Raw genomic sequence first — 14,640 nt, forward strand, 5'->3', positions numbered from 1 at the left:
AAAAGCTGTACCCCGGCGAAGGCCGGGGCCCAGTTTCTACCAAGTCGCCGAAGCGGGATGACAATGCGTGGGAGGCTGTTCATCGCCCCCGCTCAGCGCCCCACAGACCGCTGGCAACTGGACCCCGGCCTTCGCCGGGGTACGGCTTAGTTGACCGGCCAATCCTGCAACTCACCCCCGCCGCACGACCACCGCCCCTGCGATCACCAGCACGACCCCGATGACCTTTCCCATAGTCACCGGCTCGACCCGCACGCCAAACAGCCCGAAGTGGTCGACGATCAACGCCGCCACCAGCTGGCTGGCGATCGCAGCGGTCAACGCCACCGAAATCCCCAGCCGCGGCGCGGCATAGGCCAGTACCGCCACGAACCCGGCGCCATAAAATCCGCCCAGCCACGCCCAACTCGGCGCGCCTTTCAACGCGGCCGGGCTGGTCCGGTCGATCGCGGCCCAGGCCACCGCCAGCACCACCGTGCCAATGAGGAAGGACGTCAGCGCCGCCAGCACCACCGACCCCGAAGCCTTGGCGAGCGCGGCGTTGGTCGGTGGCTGGATCGCCAGGCCGAGACCCGCGATCAGAACGAGAATAAGGGGAAAGACAGCCGCCATACGCGCCCAACGCCGCCCAAGCCGCTTCGTTCAGCCCGAACGCAGCAGCGCCACGCCCGCATCCCGCTCGAACAGATATAGCGCCGTCCGCGCTGCCTGCCCGCGCGGTGCCTCCAGCCCGCCGTCACGATCGATCAGCAGCCGGGCATCGTCCTGCGCGCACTGCATCAGGTCGGCCATGTTTTCGGGCGTGGCGAGCCGGAACGCCATCTCCCCCGACTGCCGCGTGCCGAGCAGTTCGCCCGCCCCGCGCAACCGCAAATCCTCCTCGGCAATGCGGAAACCGTCATTGGTCTCGCGCATCAGGGCAAGCCGCGCCCGCGATGTTTCCGACAAATGCGAACCGCGCAGCAGCAGGCAGCGCGACAGCCCCCCGCCCCGCCCGACGCGCCCGCGCAACTGGTGCAACTGCGCCAAGCCGAAGCGGTCGGCATGTTCGATCACGATCAGCGTGGCGTTGGGCACGTCCACCCCGACTTCGATCACCGTCGTCGCGACCAGCACGCCCAGCCGACCGCCCGCAAACGCCTCCATCACGGCGTCCTTCTCGGCAGGCTTCATCTTGCCATGGACCAGGCCCACCCGCTCGCCGAACCGGGCGCGCAGGGTCTCGGCGCGCATCTCGGCGGCGGCAAGGTCGGACTTCTCGCTTTCCTCGACCAACGGACAGACCCAGTATGCCTGCCCGCCCTCCGACAGATGACGGCCAAGGGCGTTGACTACCTCGTCCAGCCGGTCCTCGGACACCACGCGAGTCTCGATCGGCTGGCGGCCAGGGGGCATCTCGTCCAACCTGCTGACATCCATCTCGCCGTAATTGGCGAGCGTCAGGGTGCGCGGGATGGGCGTCGCGGTCATCGCGAGCAAGTGCGGCGGGGCCTTGCCCTTGGCCGACAGCATCATCCGCTGCGCCACGCCGAAGCGGTGCTGTTCGTCCACCACCACCAGCGCGAGGTCGCGGTAGGTCACGGTCTCCTGGAAGATCGCATGGGTGCCGACCAATATGTCGATCTCGCCCGCCGCCAACGCCATCAGCGTGGCTTCGCGCGCCTTGCCCTTGTCGCGGCCGGTCAGCACCGCGATTTCTAGCGGCAGCCCGGCCAGCGTCTTGCGGAGCGTCTCATAATGCTGGCGCGCCAGGATTTCGGTCGGGGCTAGCATCGCCGCCTGCGCCCCGGCCTCCACCGCGATCAGCATGGCCATCGCCGCGACCAAGGTCTTGCCCGCGCCCACGTCACCCTGGAGCAGGCGCAGCATTGGCGCGTCCTGCGCCAGATCGCCCTCGATCTCGCGCACCGTCCGGCTCTGCGCGCCGGTCAGCATATAGGGCAGCTTGAGCAAGTCCCGCAGCCGCCCGTCGCCGTTCAACGCCCGCCCGCGCCGCTTACGGGTATCGGCACGGACCAGCGTCATCGCCAGCTGGTTGGCGAACACCTCGTCATAACCCAGCCGCTCGCGCGCCTTCGCATCCGCCGGATCGGCATGGACCCGCGCCAAGGCCTCCCGCCAGTCGGGCCAGCCGCGCTGCGCCTTCAGTCCCGGCTCGATCCATTCGGGCAAATCCGGCGAACGCTCCACCGCCTGCGCCGCCAGCGCGCCCAGCCGCCGCGAGGTGATCCCCTCCGACAGCGGATAAATGGCCTCGCGCTCGCGGAAATCCTCTGTGCTATCGCCTAGGTCCGGGTGCACGATCTGCAAGTCCTGGCCGTAGAGGTCGAGGCGACCCGACACGATTTTCGTCTCGCCGATCGGCAGCAGCTTCTTCACCCAGCCCGAATTGCCGCCGAAATAAACGAGCGCGACGCTGTTGCCCGCCGCATCCTCGGCCCGCACCCGCGTCGGCCCACGCGGGGAGGATGACACGCGGTGCTCCTTCACGGTCAGCGAAATGGCGATCACCCGGCCTGCGTCCGCCATCATCAGCTCGTCGCGCGGGAAACGGTCGATATGCCCGGTCGGCAGGTGGAAGGCGACATCGACCACCCGCGCGATGCGCAGGCGCTCGAGCGGCTTGGCGAGGCCGGGGCCGACGCCTTTCAGCGACGTGACTTCGGCGAACAGCGGATTGAGGATATCGGGACGCATGACTAGATGGGTGCGTATAGCCTCAAGCCCCCGCGCGCCGCCAGAGCATGTGGGGCCAATTCTCGTCGGATCGGAATTCCCATGGACCACGAAACCCGTATCAAGCGCCTTCGCTTTCGCGCATGGCATCGCGGCACCAAGGAAGCCGACCTGATGATCGGTGGCTTTTTCGACGCGCATCACGAAACCCTGAGCCCCGAAGAGCTCGACTGGTTCGAGGCGCTGCTGGAGGAGCAGGATGTCGACATCATGGCCTGGGCGATCGGCACGCAGCCCTGTCCGCCGCAATGGGACGGCCCGGTGATGCAGCGGATGCGCGCACTGAATTTCGTGCCGATCGCACGGTAACTTACGCCCGCGCAGGCGTTTCGCTCTCGCGTCCTTCCCCCACTTTCGGAACCCCATGCCCGATATCAAGACGATCCTGTCCGCCCAGAGCCCGCTGACCCTCTCGGGCGTTCCGGCGGGGTTCCTGCCCGTGCTGCTCGCCGACCTGTCGCGGGCGGCCACGACGCGCGCGGTCTTCATCTGCGCCGACGATGCGCAGATGCGCGAGCTGGCCGCGACCGCGACCTATTTCGCGCCCGAGCTGGAAATCCTGCAGATTCCTGCCTGGGACTGCCTGCCCTATGATCGCGCCTCGCCCACCTTGCGCGTCATGGCGGAGCGGATCGCGGGGCTCCACCGGCTTCAGGCCAAGCCGAAGACGCCGCAGCTGGTCCTGACCACCGCCAACGCCGCGACCCAACGCGTGCTGACCCCGTTCCGCATCCGCCAGCTGGTCGCGCGCCTCGCTCCCGGCGAGCGGATCGGTCTGGAGAAGCTGTCCGCGCTGCTCCAGGCGAACGGCTATGTCCGCACCGAGACGGTGCATGACCAGGGCGAGTTCGCGGTGCGCGGCGGCCTGGTCGACCTGTTCCCCAGCGGCGAGGACCAGGCACTGCGCCTCGACTTCTTTGGCGACGAGATCGAGAGCGTCCGCACCTTCGACCCCGCCGACCAGCGGACCACGGGGCGGATCGAAGGCTTCACCCTGCTCCCCGCCTCCGAAGCGCTGCTCGACGAGGAATCGATCAAGCGTTTCCGGACCCGCTATCGCGAGACCTTCGGCGCGACGGCGACCGGCGATCCGCTCTACCAGGCGGTGTCCGAAGGGCGGCGCATGGCGGGCATGGAACATTGGCTGCCGCTGTTCGAGGACAAGCTGTCGACGCTGTTCGACCATCTCGGCGATGGCACCGTGGTGGTGCGCGACAATGGCGTCGCGGCGGCGGCGAGCGGGCGGTTCGATGCGATTGCCGACTATTATGAGAACCGCAAGCGCGCCGAGGCGGCCCAGCCGGGCAGCTTCCGCCCCCTGCCCGCCAAGTCGCTCTATCTGACCAACAAGGAATGGGAGGCGGGGCTGGAGTCCGCGACCACGCATCTGGTCACGCCCTTCCACGAACCGGAGAGCAAGACCGTCCTCGATTTCGAGGTCGACGGCGCACGCGACTTCGCGCCCGAACGCGCGGCGCACGCCAATGTCTATGAGGCGGTGGTCGATCACCTCGAAGCGCTGCGCAAGGACGGCCGCAAGCCCGTCCTCGCCAGCTATTCCAACGGCGCGCGCGAACGTCTTGGCAGCCTGCTGAAGGATCATGGGCTGAAGGGCGCCAAGGCGGCCGAGACCTGGCAGGAGGCGCTCGGCATCGCCGATACGTCGAAGAGCTTCGGCGTCGCACTGGTCGTCCTGCCACTCGACCATGGCTTCACCGCGCCGGGCATCGCGGTACTGACCGAGCAGGACATGCTGGGCGACCGGCTGGTCCGGCGGCAGAAGCGGCGCAAGTCGGCCGACGCTTTCCTGGCGGAGCTGGCGACGCTCTCGCCCGGCGATCTGGTCGTCCACTCGGATCACGGCATCGGCCGGTATGAGGGGCTGACCTCGATCCCGGTCGGCAAGAGCCCGCATGACTGCGTCGCGCTCTCCTATGCCGGCGGCGACAAGTTGTACGTGCCGGTCGAGAATCTCGAGGTCCTGACCCGCTACGGCTCGGGCGAGGACGGCGCGAGCCTCGACCGGCTGGGCGGCGAAGCGTGGCAGCGGCGCAAGTCCAAGATGAAGGAGCGCATCCGCGAGATCGCGGGTGAGCTGATCGCGGTCGCCGCCGAGCGCGCGCTGCGCCAGGGCGAGGTCGCCGAACCCGACAGCGCGGGCTATCCGGCCTTTGTCGACCGCTTCCCCTATGAGGAAACCGACGATCAGGACCGCGCCATCGACGATGTGCTGGGCGACCTGACCGCGGGCAAGCCGATGGACCGGCTGATCGTCGGCGATGTCGGCTTCGGCAAGACCGAGGTTGCCCTGCGCGCCGCCTTCGTCGCGGCGATGGCGGGCATGCAGGTGGCTGTCGTCTGTCCGACTACGCTGCTCGCGCGCCAGCATTACAACCAGTTCGTCCAGCGGTTCGAGGGTTTCCCGATCAAGATCGGCCGCCTCTCCCGCCTGGTTACCGCGACCGAGGCCAAGAAGACCAAGGACGGCGCGGCGTCGGGCGATCTCGATATTGTCGTTGGCACCCATGCGCTGCTCGCCAAGGGGGTGGAGTTCAAGCGGCTGGGCCTGGTCATCGTCGACGAGGAACAGCGGTTCGGCGTCACCCACAAGGAGCGGCTGAAGGCGCTGAAGGCCGATGTCCATATGCTGACGCTGACCGCGACGCCGATCCCTCGCACGCTGCAAATGGCGATGTCGGGCCTGCGCGAGCTGTCGGTGATCCAGACGCCGCCGGTCGACCGGCTGGCGGTGCGTACCTATGTCATGCCCTGGGACCCGGTGGTGCTGCGCGAGGCGCTGCTGCGCGAGCATTATCGCGGCGGGCAGAGCTTCCTGGTAACCCCGCGCGTCGCCGACCTGCCGGATATCGAGGAGTATCTCCGCAAGGAAGTGCCCGAGGTCCGCTATGTCGTCGCGCACGGCCAGATGTCGCCCACCGAAGTGGAAGAGCGCATGTCCGCCTTCTACGACCGCAAGTTCGAGGTGCTGGTCTCGACCACCATCATCGAAAGCGGCATCGACATTCCGTCCGCCAATACGATGATCGTCAACCGCGCCGACCGCTTCGGCCTGGCCCAGCTCTATCAGCTGCGCGGCCGCGTCGGCCGGTCAAAGACCCGCGCCTATGCCTATATGGTCACCCCGCCCGAGCGGCAGATGACCGAGGCGGCGGAGAAGCGGCTGAAGGTTCTGTCCGACCTCGACTCGCTGGGCGCGGGCTTCCAGCTGGCCAGCCATGACCTCGACATTCGCGGCGCGGGCAATCTGCTGGGTGACGAACAGTCTGGGCATATCAAGGAGGTCGGCTACGAACTCTACCAGTCGATGCTGGAAGAGGCGATCCTGGAGGCCAAGGCGGGCGGCGCGTTCGAGAAGAAGCGCGACTTCAGCCCGCAGATCACCGTCGACGCACCCATCCTGATCCCGGACGATTATGTCCCCGATCTCGACCTGCGCATGGGGCTGTATCGCCGCCTTAACGACTTGGAACAGCAGCAGGAGGTAGAGGAATTCGCTGCCGAGATGATCGACCGGTTCGGCCCTCTGCCCGAGGCGACCGACAATCTGATCCAGGTCATCAAGATCAAGCTGAATGCCAAGACGGCCTGCATCGCCAAGATGGATGTCGGCCCGCGCGGCGTGCTGGTCAGCTTCCACGACAATCGTCCGGCCAATGTCGACGGGCTGTTCGCCTATGTCGAGCGGCTGGGCGAGCTGGCGAAGCTGCGCCCCGATGGCAAGCTGGTCCTCAATCGCGCCTGGCCGGACGCCAAGGCACGACTGCACGGTGCGCTGCAACTATCGAAGGGGTTGGCGAAGGCGGCGGGATAACGCCCCGCCCCACCTTCAGCTGCTATGGTCGGCGACGATCTTCCAGCCATCGGCGCGGCGCTCGAACAGGAGCGAGGTCATCCCGCTCTCGCCGCCCGACAAATTCCACCGCGCGATCAGGAAGCGGCGTTCGCCCAGCCGCTTCCATTCGAGGAAATCGAAACGCAGCTGCCCCCGGCTGTTGCCGTCGCCGGTGAAGCTGCGCTGGAAATTCTGGGTGATCGCGACCTTGCCCCGTGTCACCCCGCTCTTGCCGACGAAGACCGCGTCGGGCGCGTAGATGCGGACGAAGCGGTTCAGATCACCCCTGTTCCACCCCTCCGCGCTGTCCAGCATCGCGGCGCGGATGCCCGCTTCGGCCGGATCGACGGCCGGGGTCGCCGCATGGACCGCAACCGGTGCCAGCGCGATCATCGCCAAGCTCAGGCCGCGCATGCCAGCTCCTCCTCGACCATCGTCCGCAGCGCCTCTTCATCGAGCGGCGCGGCGCGCAGGAAGCCCTGATAGGTCTCGCAACCCAGCCGTCCCAGCAGCGCCGCCTGTTCGTGGGTCTCGACACCCTCGGCGATGATGCCCATGCCGAGATGCGCGGCGATACGGATGATGCCGCGCACCACCACCCGGTCCCGGCGCGAGGCGTCGACCTCCGTCACCAGCGCCCGGTCGAGCTTGATATAGTCGATCGGCAGGCTCGTCAGATAGGCCAGGCTGGAATAGCCGGTGCCGAAATCGTCGATCGCGATCCGTACCCCCGCCTGACGCAAGCTATCCAGCACGACAGCGGCGCGGTCGAGTTCGCGGATCAGGCCCGTCTCGGTAATCTCGGCGGTAAGCCGCTCGATCGGAAAGCCGCTGCTCGCCACCCGATCGAGGAACAGCCGGGCGAACCCGGCACGCCCGACATCGGCCGCGGTGATGTTGATCGACAGCCGCAGGTGCGACAGCCCCTTGGGCCAGCGCGCCGCGCGTTGCAGCGCGACCTGCTGGATATGATCGGACAGCGCCAGCCCCAGGTCCGCTCGCTCCGCCGCCGCGAACAGCGGATCGGCCCCCAGCGGCCCCAGAGTCGGGTGCCGCCAGCGGGCGAGCGCCTCGACCCCGGTGATCCGCCCGGTCTTGATCGCGACCTGGGGTTGAAACACGATGTCGATCTCGCCGCGCTCGATGGCGTGGTGAAGATCGGCGGCCAGAACGTCGAGCGGCGTGACGTCGCCCGGATGCGCGAATCGCAGCATGGCGCCGTCGCCGACCTGCGCCTGACGCAGCGCTTCTCCCGCACGCGCGAGCAGCCCGGCCGGGTCCTCATTCGGTTGCGCCGCCGCCAGGCCCAGCCGGACGCCCAGCCTCATCGGCACCGCCCCGGCCTGGAACGGCAAGGCGAGTAGCGATTCCAGGGTCTCGGCGATGGCACGGGCCCGCGCCGGATCGGCGACGCCCGCCATCACGAACTCCGACCCGCCAGAGCGCGCGACGATGGCGCTCTCGCCGAACGCCGCCGCGGCAACCGCCTGCATCCGCGCCTCGACCGACCGGAGCAGCATATTGCCCGCCGGGCGACCATGGGCGGCGTTGATCAGGTCCAGCCGCGACAAGGCGACGATGATGGTCAGGCACGGATCGCCCCGGTCCATCGCATCCGCGATCCAGCGATGTATTTCGCCCACTTCGCCATCGGCATGACTGCGCCGCCGCCGGACGTCGAGCGTCCGGCGGGCATGACGCTCCGCCAGCTTCAACGAAGCGCCGAGCATCACGTCATCGGCGTCGGGTGCCAGAATATGGGTCGCGCCCGCCGCGACGAACGCGTCCAGCGTCTCGGACAGGGAATCGGGCACGGCCACCAGCATCGCCGCGCCCGTCGCCGCGATCACCGCGCCCAGTGCCTGGGCCGCACGCAGGCCCAGATCCCCCGCCTCGCGCGCGTCGATCAGGGCGACCCGCGCCTCGCTCGCCAGGAACGATCCCACCAGCATGTCGCCCGACGGCGGCTCGCCATCGCGCGGCGCCATCGACCAGATGGCCCAACCGGCGCGGATGATCGCCTCGTCCAGCATCGCAGGATGGTGGAACGAAAGCGCAAAGACCGCCGTTCCTCTGCGGTGGGCGTTAAAACCGAATTCATCCTGCGTCATGCGCGCATCCTATCCACCGACTTGGGGATCACCAACGGCAATCCGCCTTGCCCGCGTCCCGCCTTGGGGCTAGCTTTATGACGATGGGCAGTGCCAAAGCCTCGACTGCCGGATCGCTGGTCGATCAACATGGCCGCACGATCCGATATTTGCGCATCTCGGTCACCGATCGCTGCGACCTGCGCTGCCGCTATTGCATGGCCGAGCAGATGACGTTTCTGCCGCGTGCCAAGTTGCTGAGCCTCGATGAGATCGCGATCATCGCCGAACGCTTCATCGCGCGCGGCGTGACCCGCATTCGCCTGTCGGGTGGCGAGCCGCTCGTCCGGCGAGACGTGGTCGATCTGGTCAAGCGGCTGGGTGGTCATGTCGGGCATGGGCTGGACGAGCTGACCATGACCACCAACGGCACCCGCCTGGCCGATCATGCGGGCGCGCTGGTCGATGCGGGCGTCAGACGAATCAATGTCAGCCTGGACAGCCACGATCCCGAACGGTTTCGCTACATCACGCGCCACGGCGATGTTGCCCAAGTGATCCACGGCATCCTCTCGGCACGCGACGCGGGGTTGGACATCAAGATCAACATGGTCGCGCTCAAGGGTCTTAACGAAGACGAGATCGATTCGATGCTCGCCTGGTGTGTTTCCGAAGGGCTGGACCTGTCGCTGATCGAAACCATGCCGCTGGGCGCGATCGATGAGGATCGGGTGGACCGCTTCCTGCCGTTGACCACCGTCTTCGACCGGCTGGCGGCGGCGTTCCCGCTGGTCCGTGCCGGACATCGTACCGGCGGGCCTGCACGCTATTGGCAGGTAGAGGGGAGCAAGACCCGGCTCGGCCTGATCTCGCCGTTGACCGCGAATTTTTGTGACGGCTGCAACCGCGTGAGGCTGACGACCGAGGGCAAGCTGTATATGTGCCTGGGTCATGAGGATCAGGTGGATTTGAAGGCCGCGCTGCGCGACGGCGGTATCGCAGGGCTGGATGCGGCGATCGACATGGGGCTGGCCGCCAAGCCCGCCCGGCACGACTTCCGTATCGAAACGGGCTCTGCCCCGGCCGTGTCGCGTCACATGAGCGTGACCGGCGGATGACCCAATCCCTCCGGCGGGCGATCGTCGCCTCGCCTACCGCCCCTGCCCAAGCGGCGGTCGCCGATCTGCAGAACAGCGCCGATTGGGTCGATTTCGACGATGCCGATTACGTCATAGCCTTGGGCGGTGACGGCTTCATGCTGCAGACGCTGCACCGGATGCTGGAGCGGCGGCGCGGGCCGGTGCCGGTGTTCGGCATGAACCTGGGCACGGTCGGCTTCCTGATGAACGAGTGGCGCAGCTATGGGCTGGAGGACCGGCTGGCCCGTGCCAAGCCATTCCGCGTCACGCCGCTTCAGATGACGGCGACCGGCATCGATGGTCGCGTGCACCAATTGCCCGCGATCAACGAGGTCTCGCTGCTGCGCGAAACCCGCCAGACCGCCAAGCTGGAAGTCGCGGTCAACGGCCGCATCGTCCTACCCGAACTGGCCTGTGACGGAATCCTCGCCGCGACCCCGGCGGGCTCGACCGCCTATAATTTCTCGGCACAGGGCCCGATCCTGCCGCTTGGCTCGGCGTTGATCGCGCTGACCCCGATCAGCCCGTTCCGCCCCCGGCGCTGGCGCGGTGCGATCCTGCCCGACAAGGCGCGGATTTCGATCAAGGTGCTCGATCCGGGCAAGCGCCCCGTCTCCGCCGTCGCCGACCAGCGCGAAGTACGCGACGTGGCGCAGGTGGATATCTGCATGGACCGATCGCGCGAGCTGACGCTGATGTTCGATCCCGAGCACGCGTTGGACGACCGCATCACGATGGAACAGTTCGTCGCCTGATGGGCGACGGGGGGAGCAGTTCACCGCCTGAGCCTGTCGGGGCAGCCCAGGCATTTATCCACAACTTTGGCGGCCAAACTTACGCAAGACCGTCAAAAAGGGGGTTGCGGCTTTTTCCGAGCCCTTTATAGGACCCCTCCACAGCGCCGGACATTCCCTGATAGCTCAGCGGTAGAGCTCTCGACTGTTAATCGAGCGGCCGTAGGTTCGAATCCTACTCAGGGAGCCACCGGCGCTGTCTTCCCCCAGACAGCGCCAGCCATGACCGATCAGCCGTCGATCACATGCGGCACGAACCGCGCCGTGTTCGAGGTGATCAGCCCGTCTTCGCGGATACCCATCCCAACGGCCGCGCCGTCGACCACCCAGCTTCCCAGCACCGGGAAACACCCCAGCGCCGTTTCCGGCAGTCGGTAGAGCGACTGGTAGATATAGCCCTCCTCACCATAATCCCCCGCCGTCTCGGCGACGATGCAGCCTGCCTTGCGGATCGAGACGTTGGCGCCCTCGCGCGACAATAAGGGCTTGGCGACCGCATCGCCCTGCGGGATGGAAAAGCTTGCGGGCAACAGGTTCGGATGGCCCGGAAACAGGTCCCACAGTACCGGCAGGATCGCCTTGTTCGACCAGATCATCTTCCACACCGGCTCGATCCATGTCAGGTCGCCGCGCTCGAGATTGTGGAGCAGCGGCACGGCGAACTCTTCCTGAACCAGCCATTCCCAGGGATAGAGCTTGAACATCGCCTCGATCCGCATATCCGCCTCGTCGACGAAGCAATGCGCCTCGTGGTGCCAGCCGATACGCTCCATCAGGATGGGCACGGTGGTGATGCCCGCCGCCTCGGCCGTGTCACGGATATAGGCGGCGGTGACGGCATCCTCGCCCGCCCTGTCCGCGATATGCGCGACGTGCAGCGTCGAGGGCAGATCGGGCGCGATCTCCGCCCAGCGCGCGACCAACGCCTCGTGCAGGCTGTTGAACTGGTCGAGCGCGGGGAAACACTCTTCCTTCCACGCCCATTGCACCACCGCCGCTTCCAGCAGCGAAGTCGGCGTATCGCAATTGAACTCGAACAGCTTAGGCGGCCCCGATCCGTCATAGCCCAGGTCGAAGCGCCCAAAATTCAGCGCGGGCGGCTCGGCTTCCCAGGCTTCGCGGATCGGATCATGAAAGGCGGGCGGGATTGCGAAGCGGGCGAGTAGCGCGGGATCGCTGACCACCGCCTCCCCCGCCGCCAGGAACAGGCGATAGAGTTCGGCGGTCGCACTCTCGATGCTATCCACCTGCGCACGGGTGAAGCGATAGCAGGCGCTTTCGTCCCAATAGGGCCGGTCACCGCCGTCATGCCAGATCAGGCCTAGCGCCTCGACCTTGGCCTGCCAGTCGGGACGGGGGGACAGGCTCTGGCGGATCATGCGCCAGCACCACCGAAACGCGACGCCGATGCACCGAAGCCCCCGCGACTGATCGCCATCGACCGAGTCATCGCACTGCCGGAGGGGGCGGCGACATAGCGCGCACCCGTTGCGGGGCGGAAGCTACCACCGGTGGCGCGTTCGCCGTAGAAAGGAATGGGGCGCCCTCGCCCCAGGAAATACCAGAAGGCCGCACCGCCCATGCCGACACGTGTCTGGCGACACCGATCATCGGGCAGGCGCTTGCCCTGCGCGTCGGTGCAGATCGCGGTATCCTGATCGGCGGTCCAGTTGTCGTCCGCCTTGGCACGATTGCAACCGCTGGCCAGCAAAGCTGCGGCCATCGCCGTCGTCCATTTCAGATATTGCGCCATCATCATTCTCCCGCCGCGCATCATGCGGCAGGGCGATCCCCTTTGGCTAGGGGTGGTTGGGGATACCGGTGGCACCAGCCACCGGCATCCCCAGCCTCCGTCAGCGGCAGCGCACCTTGCCGCGATCGATCGAGCGGCCGAGCAGCGCACCGCCGCCCGCGCCCAGCAGCGTGCCCAGCGTACCGCCGCCGATCACATTGCCCAGCACACCGCCGCCCACCGCGCCGATGACCAGGCCGGTGGTGCCGTCATTGCGCTTGCAATAGGTGCGGCCGTCACGACCCCGGAAAATCTGGTCGTCGCGGGTCAGGCGACGCTCGCGATGATTGCCGCGACGATAATCGCGCGAAGCATCCCAGTCGTTGCGGTCGCCGTGCCAGCGATAGTCGCGGTCCTGCGCGACAGCGGGGGTGGCGGCGATGGGGGCGGCAACGGTAACGACGGCCAAAGCGGCGAGCAGGGCTTTCATGGCAGGTCTCCTTTTCCTCAAGCCCGCACAACGCGCGCCGATCAAAGCCGTTCATTTCAGGGCGTATGACCGAGCACGCTGGCACCGATCCCTACGCTCGGGCATTAATCGGTCATGCGCCAAGCCACCACCATCCTGTCCGTCGATACCCAGGGTCAGGGCCTGACCGAAATTACCCGCCCGGTTTTCGCCTGGGTCCGGGAACAGGACATGGAGGAAGGTCTGCTGACCCTATTCTGTCGGCACACCTCGGCCTCGCTGATCATCCAGGAAAATGCCGCGCCGGAGGTGAAGACCGACATCCTAGCCTATTTCGCCCGGCTCGCACCGGAGGACGCTCGTGCCTATGCCCATGACGACGAAGGGCCTGACGACATGCCCGCGCATCTGCGCGCCATCCTGACCGGCATCCACCTGTCCATTCCGCTGATCGGCGGGCGGCTGGCGCTGGGCACATGGCAGGGCATCTACCTCTTCGAGCATCGCCGCGCACCGCATCGTCGGCAAATTGCAATCCATATGGCGGGCGTGTGACGCACTATTCATCGCGGGAGCCAAACCGTTCATCGACCGTTCTGGAGAGATGAGCTAAACGGGCACCAGCTACAGGGCTGTTGCCGTCCGGCTCGGTCGGGCGGCAAGGAAAGGAAGAAGTGTCCATGCAATTCGGTCGGAAGATCGCGCTCGCGCTGCTCGGCGCCAGCACCTTGATGGTCGCGGGATGTGCGACCGAAACCACCTATCGTCCGGCGACGGGTTCGGGTTTTTATCGCACCGGTTATTCCGACCAGCAGCTGGAGCCCGGCCGCTTCATCGTCAGCTTCGCGGGCAACACCGTGACGTCGCGCGATACCGTCGAGCGTTACCTGCTGTTCCGTGCGGCCGAGCTGACGCTGGCCAATGGCTATGACTATTTCGTGATGGCCGATCGCGACACGCAGCTGCGCTCGCGCACCTATTCGACGCCCGGCGCCTTCGGTCCGGGCTTCGGCGGCTGGGGCGGCGGCTGGTGGGGCCCGTCGTGGCGCTATTATGGCCGCGGCTTCGGTTGGCGCAGCTGGGACCCGTTCTGGGGTGATCCCTTCTTCGGCAATAACATGGATATCAACACTATCGACCGGTACGAGGCGACCGCCGAGGTCGTGATGCGCAAGGGCCCGATCCCGCGCGACAATCTCCGCGCCTTCGACGCCCGCGCGATCGTCAGCACGATCGGGCCTACGGTGGTGATGCCGAAGTAAGTCGGTCTTTCCAACACGTCATCAGGGCGGTCATCCTCCGGGATGGCCGCCCTTTTTCATTGGAATCAGGGCTGTCCGCCGCGCACACGGCGGGCGTTGACCATGCCGCGCAATGCTTCGGTGCGGACCTGCAACTCGCGTTCTTCGGACAAGGATAGCCCGTCCTGGGCGAAACGCTCGCCCAGTTCGCCGATCGCGGCATCCTCCCGCCGAAAGGATCGGGCCTCCGCACGCGATATGTCGCCGCTGCGCTGCCCTTCGCGGATCGAGCGACGGATATCACGCCGGTCCATGCCGGTGTCGGGCTGATGGTTTGGCATGGCGAGGATATCGGTCGGTGGTCCGGCGCGGACAAACTGCGCAGGCGCGGCGGCTGGTGACGCGGCCATGATGACGGCCGAAATTGCACAGCGCTTCATGATTGATCCTCCCTGTCGGCGGAGGATCGCTCTCTGCGACTGAACATTCCCTGTCTATTCCTTCCCTGCAAGGGGAGGTGGCAGTCCGCAGAACTGACGGAGGGGTGTCGCCCATTGCGAGGTCACTCTGCCCCCACCAGCCTTGA

14 protein-coding genes and 1 tRNA gene are annotated in these 14,640 nt (G+C 66.8%); 7 read left to right on the forward strand and 8 right to left on the reverse strand.

Going from position 1 to position 14,640, the window contains the following annotated elements; all coding sequences use genetic code 11:
• Positions 1-171 precede the first annotated feature (171 nt).
• On the reverse strand, positions 172-612 hold the full coding sequence (locus SSA01S_RS02640; protein WP_061779067.1) for a DMT family transporter: 441 nt from the start codon (positions 610-612) through the stop codon (positions 172-174).
• Between the two features lie 30 nt (positions 613-642).
• Positions 643-2,697, reverse strand: coding sequence for an ATP-dependent DNA helicase RecG (gene recG, locus SSA01S_RS02645; protein WP_061779068.1), 2,055 nt, complete (start codon positions 2,695-2,697; stop codon positions 643-645).
• A gap of 81 nt (positions 2,698-2,778) precedes the next feature.
• On the opposite strand from recG, the gene SSA01S_RS02650 reads away from it, so the two are divergent.
• Both SSA01S_RS02650 and mfd read left to right on the forward strand, forming a co-directional pair.
• Positions 2,779-3,045, forward strand: coding sequence for an FAD assembly factor SdhE (locus tag SSA01S_RS02650; protein WP_061779069.1), 267 nt, complete (start codon positions 2,779-2,781; stop codon positions 3,043-3,045).
• Positions 3,046-3,100: 55 nt separating this feature from the next.
• The gene (gene mfd / locus SSA01S_RS02655; protein ID WP_061779070.1) at positions 3,101-6,568 is read left to right on the forward strand and encodes a transcription-repair coupling factor; all 3,468 of its coding nucleotides are present in this window, start codon (positions 3,101-3,103) and stop codon (positions 6,566-6,568) included.
• 15 nt (positions 6,569-6,583) lie between these two features.
• On the opposite strand, the gene SSA01S_RS02660 is transcribed toward mfd, so the two are convergent.
• Together SSA01S_RS02660 and SSA01S_RS02665 are read right to left on the reverse strand one after the other, a co-directional pair.
• The gene (locus SSA01S_RS02660) at positions 6,584-7,003 is read right to left on the reverse strand and encodes a YybH family protein (protein ID WP_061779071.1); all 420 of its coding nucleotides are present in this window, start codon (positions 7,001-7,003) and stop codon (positions 6,584-6,586) included.
• Entirely contained in the window at positions 6,991-8,700 is a 1,710-nt protein-coding gene (locus SSA01S_RS02665) for a putative bifunctional diguanylate cyclase/phosphodiesterase (protein WP_156477639.1), read from the reverse strand. The genes SSA01S_RS02660 and SSA01S_RS02665 overlap by 13 nt, the downstream gene beginning before the upstream one ends.
• Positions 8,701-8,783: 83 nt before the next feature.
• Between SSA01S_RS02665 and moaA the strand changes: the two genes are divergently transcribed.
• From moaA to SSA01S_RS02680, 3 genes are all read left to right on the forward strand, one after another.
• The gene (moaA, locus tag SSA01S_RS02670) at positions 8,784-9,797 is read left to right on the forward strand and encodes a GTP 3',8-cyclase MoaA (RefSeq protein WP_061779116.1); all 1,014 of its coding nucleotides are present in this window, start codon (positions 8,784-8,786) and stop codon (positions 9,795-9,797) included.
• Positions 9,794-10,573, forward strand: a complete 780-nt coding sequence (locus tag SSA01S_RS02675) for an NAD kinase (RefSeq protein WP_061779073.1) — start codon at positions 9,794-9,796, stop codon at positions 10,571-10,573. The genes moaA and SSA01S_RS02675 overlap by 4 nt, the downstream gene beginning before the upstream one ends.
• A 154-nt stretch (positions 10,574-10,727) precedes the next feature.
• A tRNA-Asn gene (locus SSA01S_RS02680) sits at positions 10,728-10,802 on the forward strand.
• Between the two features lie 40 nt (positions 10,803-10,842).
• Here SSA01S_RS02680 and SSA01S_RS02685 read toward each other — a convergent pair.
• The 3 genes from SSA01S_RS02685 to SSA01S_RS02695 all read right to left on the reverse strand — a co-directional run bounded on the left by SSA01S_RS02685 (position 10,843) and on the right by SSA01S_RS02695 (position 12,834).
• Positions 10,843-11,991, reverse strand: a complete 1,149-nt coding sequence (locus SSA01S_RS02685; protein WP_061779074.1) for a glutathionylspermidine synthase family protein — start codon at positions 11,989-11,991, stop codon at positions 10,843-10,845.
• Positions 11,988-12,335 carry a hypothetical protein gene (locus SSA01S_RS02690; RefSeq protein WP_244885531.1) on the reverse strand — a complete coding sequence of 116 codons (348 nt, stop codon included), beginning with the start codon at positions 12,333-12,335 and terminating at the stop codon, positions 11,988-11,990. The genes SSA01S_RS02685 and SSA01S_RS02690 overlap by 4 nt, the downstream gene beginning before the upstream one ends.
• Before the next feature lie 130 nt (positions 12,336-12,465).
• Complete coding sequence (locus SSA01S_RS02695; RefSeq protein ID WP_058716452.1) at positions 12,466-12,834, reverse strand: glycine zipper 2TM domain-containing protein; 369 nt, start codon at positions 12,832-12,834, stop codon at positions 12,466-12,468.
• 114 nt (positions 12,835-12,948) lie between these two features.
• Here SSA01S_RS02695 and SSA01S_RS02700 point away from each other — a divergent pair, with 114 nt between their 5' ends.
• Both SSA01S_RS02700 and SSA01S_RS02705 read left to right on the forward strand, forming a co-directional pair.
• A complete protein-coding gene (locus tag SSA01S_RS02700; protein ID WP_061779075.1) occupies positions 12,949-13,368 on the forward strand; it encodes a secondary thiamine-phosphate synthase enzyme YjbQ in 420 nt (139 codons plus the stop codon).
• A 125-nt stretch (positions 13,369-13,493) separates the two neighbouring features.
• A complete protein-coding gene (locus SSA01S_RS02705) occupies positions 13,494-14,075 on the forward strand; it encodes a CC0125/CC1285 family lipoprotein (RefSeq protein ID WP_058751374.1) in 582 nt (193 codons plus the stop codon).
• Positions 14,076-14,140: 65 nt separating this feature from the next.
• Here the strand turns inward: SSA01S_RS02705 and SSA01S_RS02710 are convergent, their stop codons facing one another.
• A complete protein-coding gene (locus tag SSA01S_RS02710) occupies positions 14,141-14,494 on the reverse strand; it encodes a hypothetical protein (RefSeq protein WP_061779076.1) in 354 nt (117 codons plus the stop codon).
• Positions 14,495-14,640: the final 146 nt, after the last annotated feature.

The sequence above is a fragment of the Sphingomonas sanguinis NBRC 13937 genome (genome assembly GCF_001591005.1).
Lineage (GTDB): Bacteria > Pseudomonadota > Alphaproteobacteria > Sphingomonadales > Sphingomonadaceae > Sphingomonas > Sphingomonas sanguinis.

Excerpts from the sequence above, each read along its gene's own strand:
- SSA01S_RS02675 (WP_061779073.1), top strand. The coding sequence starts at position 9,794 with ATGACCCAATCCCTCCGGCGGGCGATCGTCGCCTCGCCTACCGCCCCT.
- SSA01S_RS02685 (WP_061779074.1), bottom strand. The coding sequence starts at position 11,991 with ATGATCCGCCAGAGCCTGTCCCCCCGTCCCGACTGGCAGGCCAAGGTC.
- SSA01S_RS02710 (WP_061779076.1), bottom strand. The coding sequence starts at position 14,494 with ATGAAGCGCTGTGCAATTTCGGCCGTCATCATGGCCGCGTCACCAGCC.
- SSA01S_RS02660 (WP_061779071.1), bottom strand. The coding sequence starts at position 7,003 with ATGCGCGGCCTGAGCTTGGCGATGATCGCGCTGGCACCGGTTGCGGTC.
- SSA01S_RS02705 (WP_058751374.1), top strand. The coding sequence starts at position 13,494 with ATGCAATTCGGTCGGAAGATCGCGCTCGCGCTGCTCGGCGCCAGCACC.
- SSA01S_RS02700 (WP_061779075.1), top strand. The coding sequence starts at position 12,949 with ATGCGCCAAGCCACCACCATCCTGTCCGTCGATACCCAGGGTCAGGGC.
- mfd (WP_061779070.1), top strand. The coding sequence starts at position 3,101 with ATGCCCGATATCAAGACGATCCTGTCCGCCCAGAGCCCGCTGACCCTC.
- SSA01S_RS02650 (WP_061779069.1), top strand. The coding sequence starts at position 2,779 with ATGGACCACGAAACCCGTATCAAGCGCCTTCGCTTTCGCGCATGGCAT.
- SSA01S_RS02640 (WP_061779067.1), bottom strand. The coding sequence starts at position 612 with ATGGCGGCTGTCTTTCCCCTTATTCTCGTTCTGATCGCGGGTCTCGGC.
- SSA01S_RS02695 (WP_058716452.1), bottom strand. The coding sequence starts at position 12,834 with ATGAAAGCCCTGCTCGCCGCTTTGGCCGTCGTTACCGTTGCCGCCCCC.
- SSA01S_RS02665 (WP_156477639.1), bottom strand. The coding sequence starts at position 8,700 with ATGACGCAGGATGAATTCGGTTTTAACGCCCACCGCAGAGGAACGGCG.
- SSA01S_RS02690 (WP_244885531.1), bottom strand. The coding sequence starts at position 12,335 with ATGGCCGCAGCTTTGCTGGCCAGCGGTTGCAATCGTGCCAAGGCGGAC.
- recG (WP_061779068.1), bottom strand. The coding sequence starts at position 2,697 with ATGCGTCCCGATATCCTCAATCCGCTGTTCGCCGAAGTCACGTCGCTG.
- moaA (WP_061779116.1), top strand. The coding sequence starts at position 8,784 with ATGGGCAGTGCCAAAGCCTCGACTGCCGGATCGCTGGTCGATCAACAT.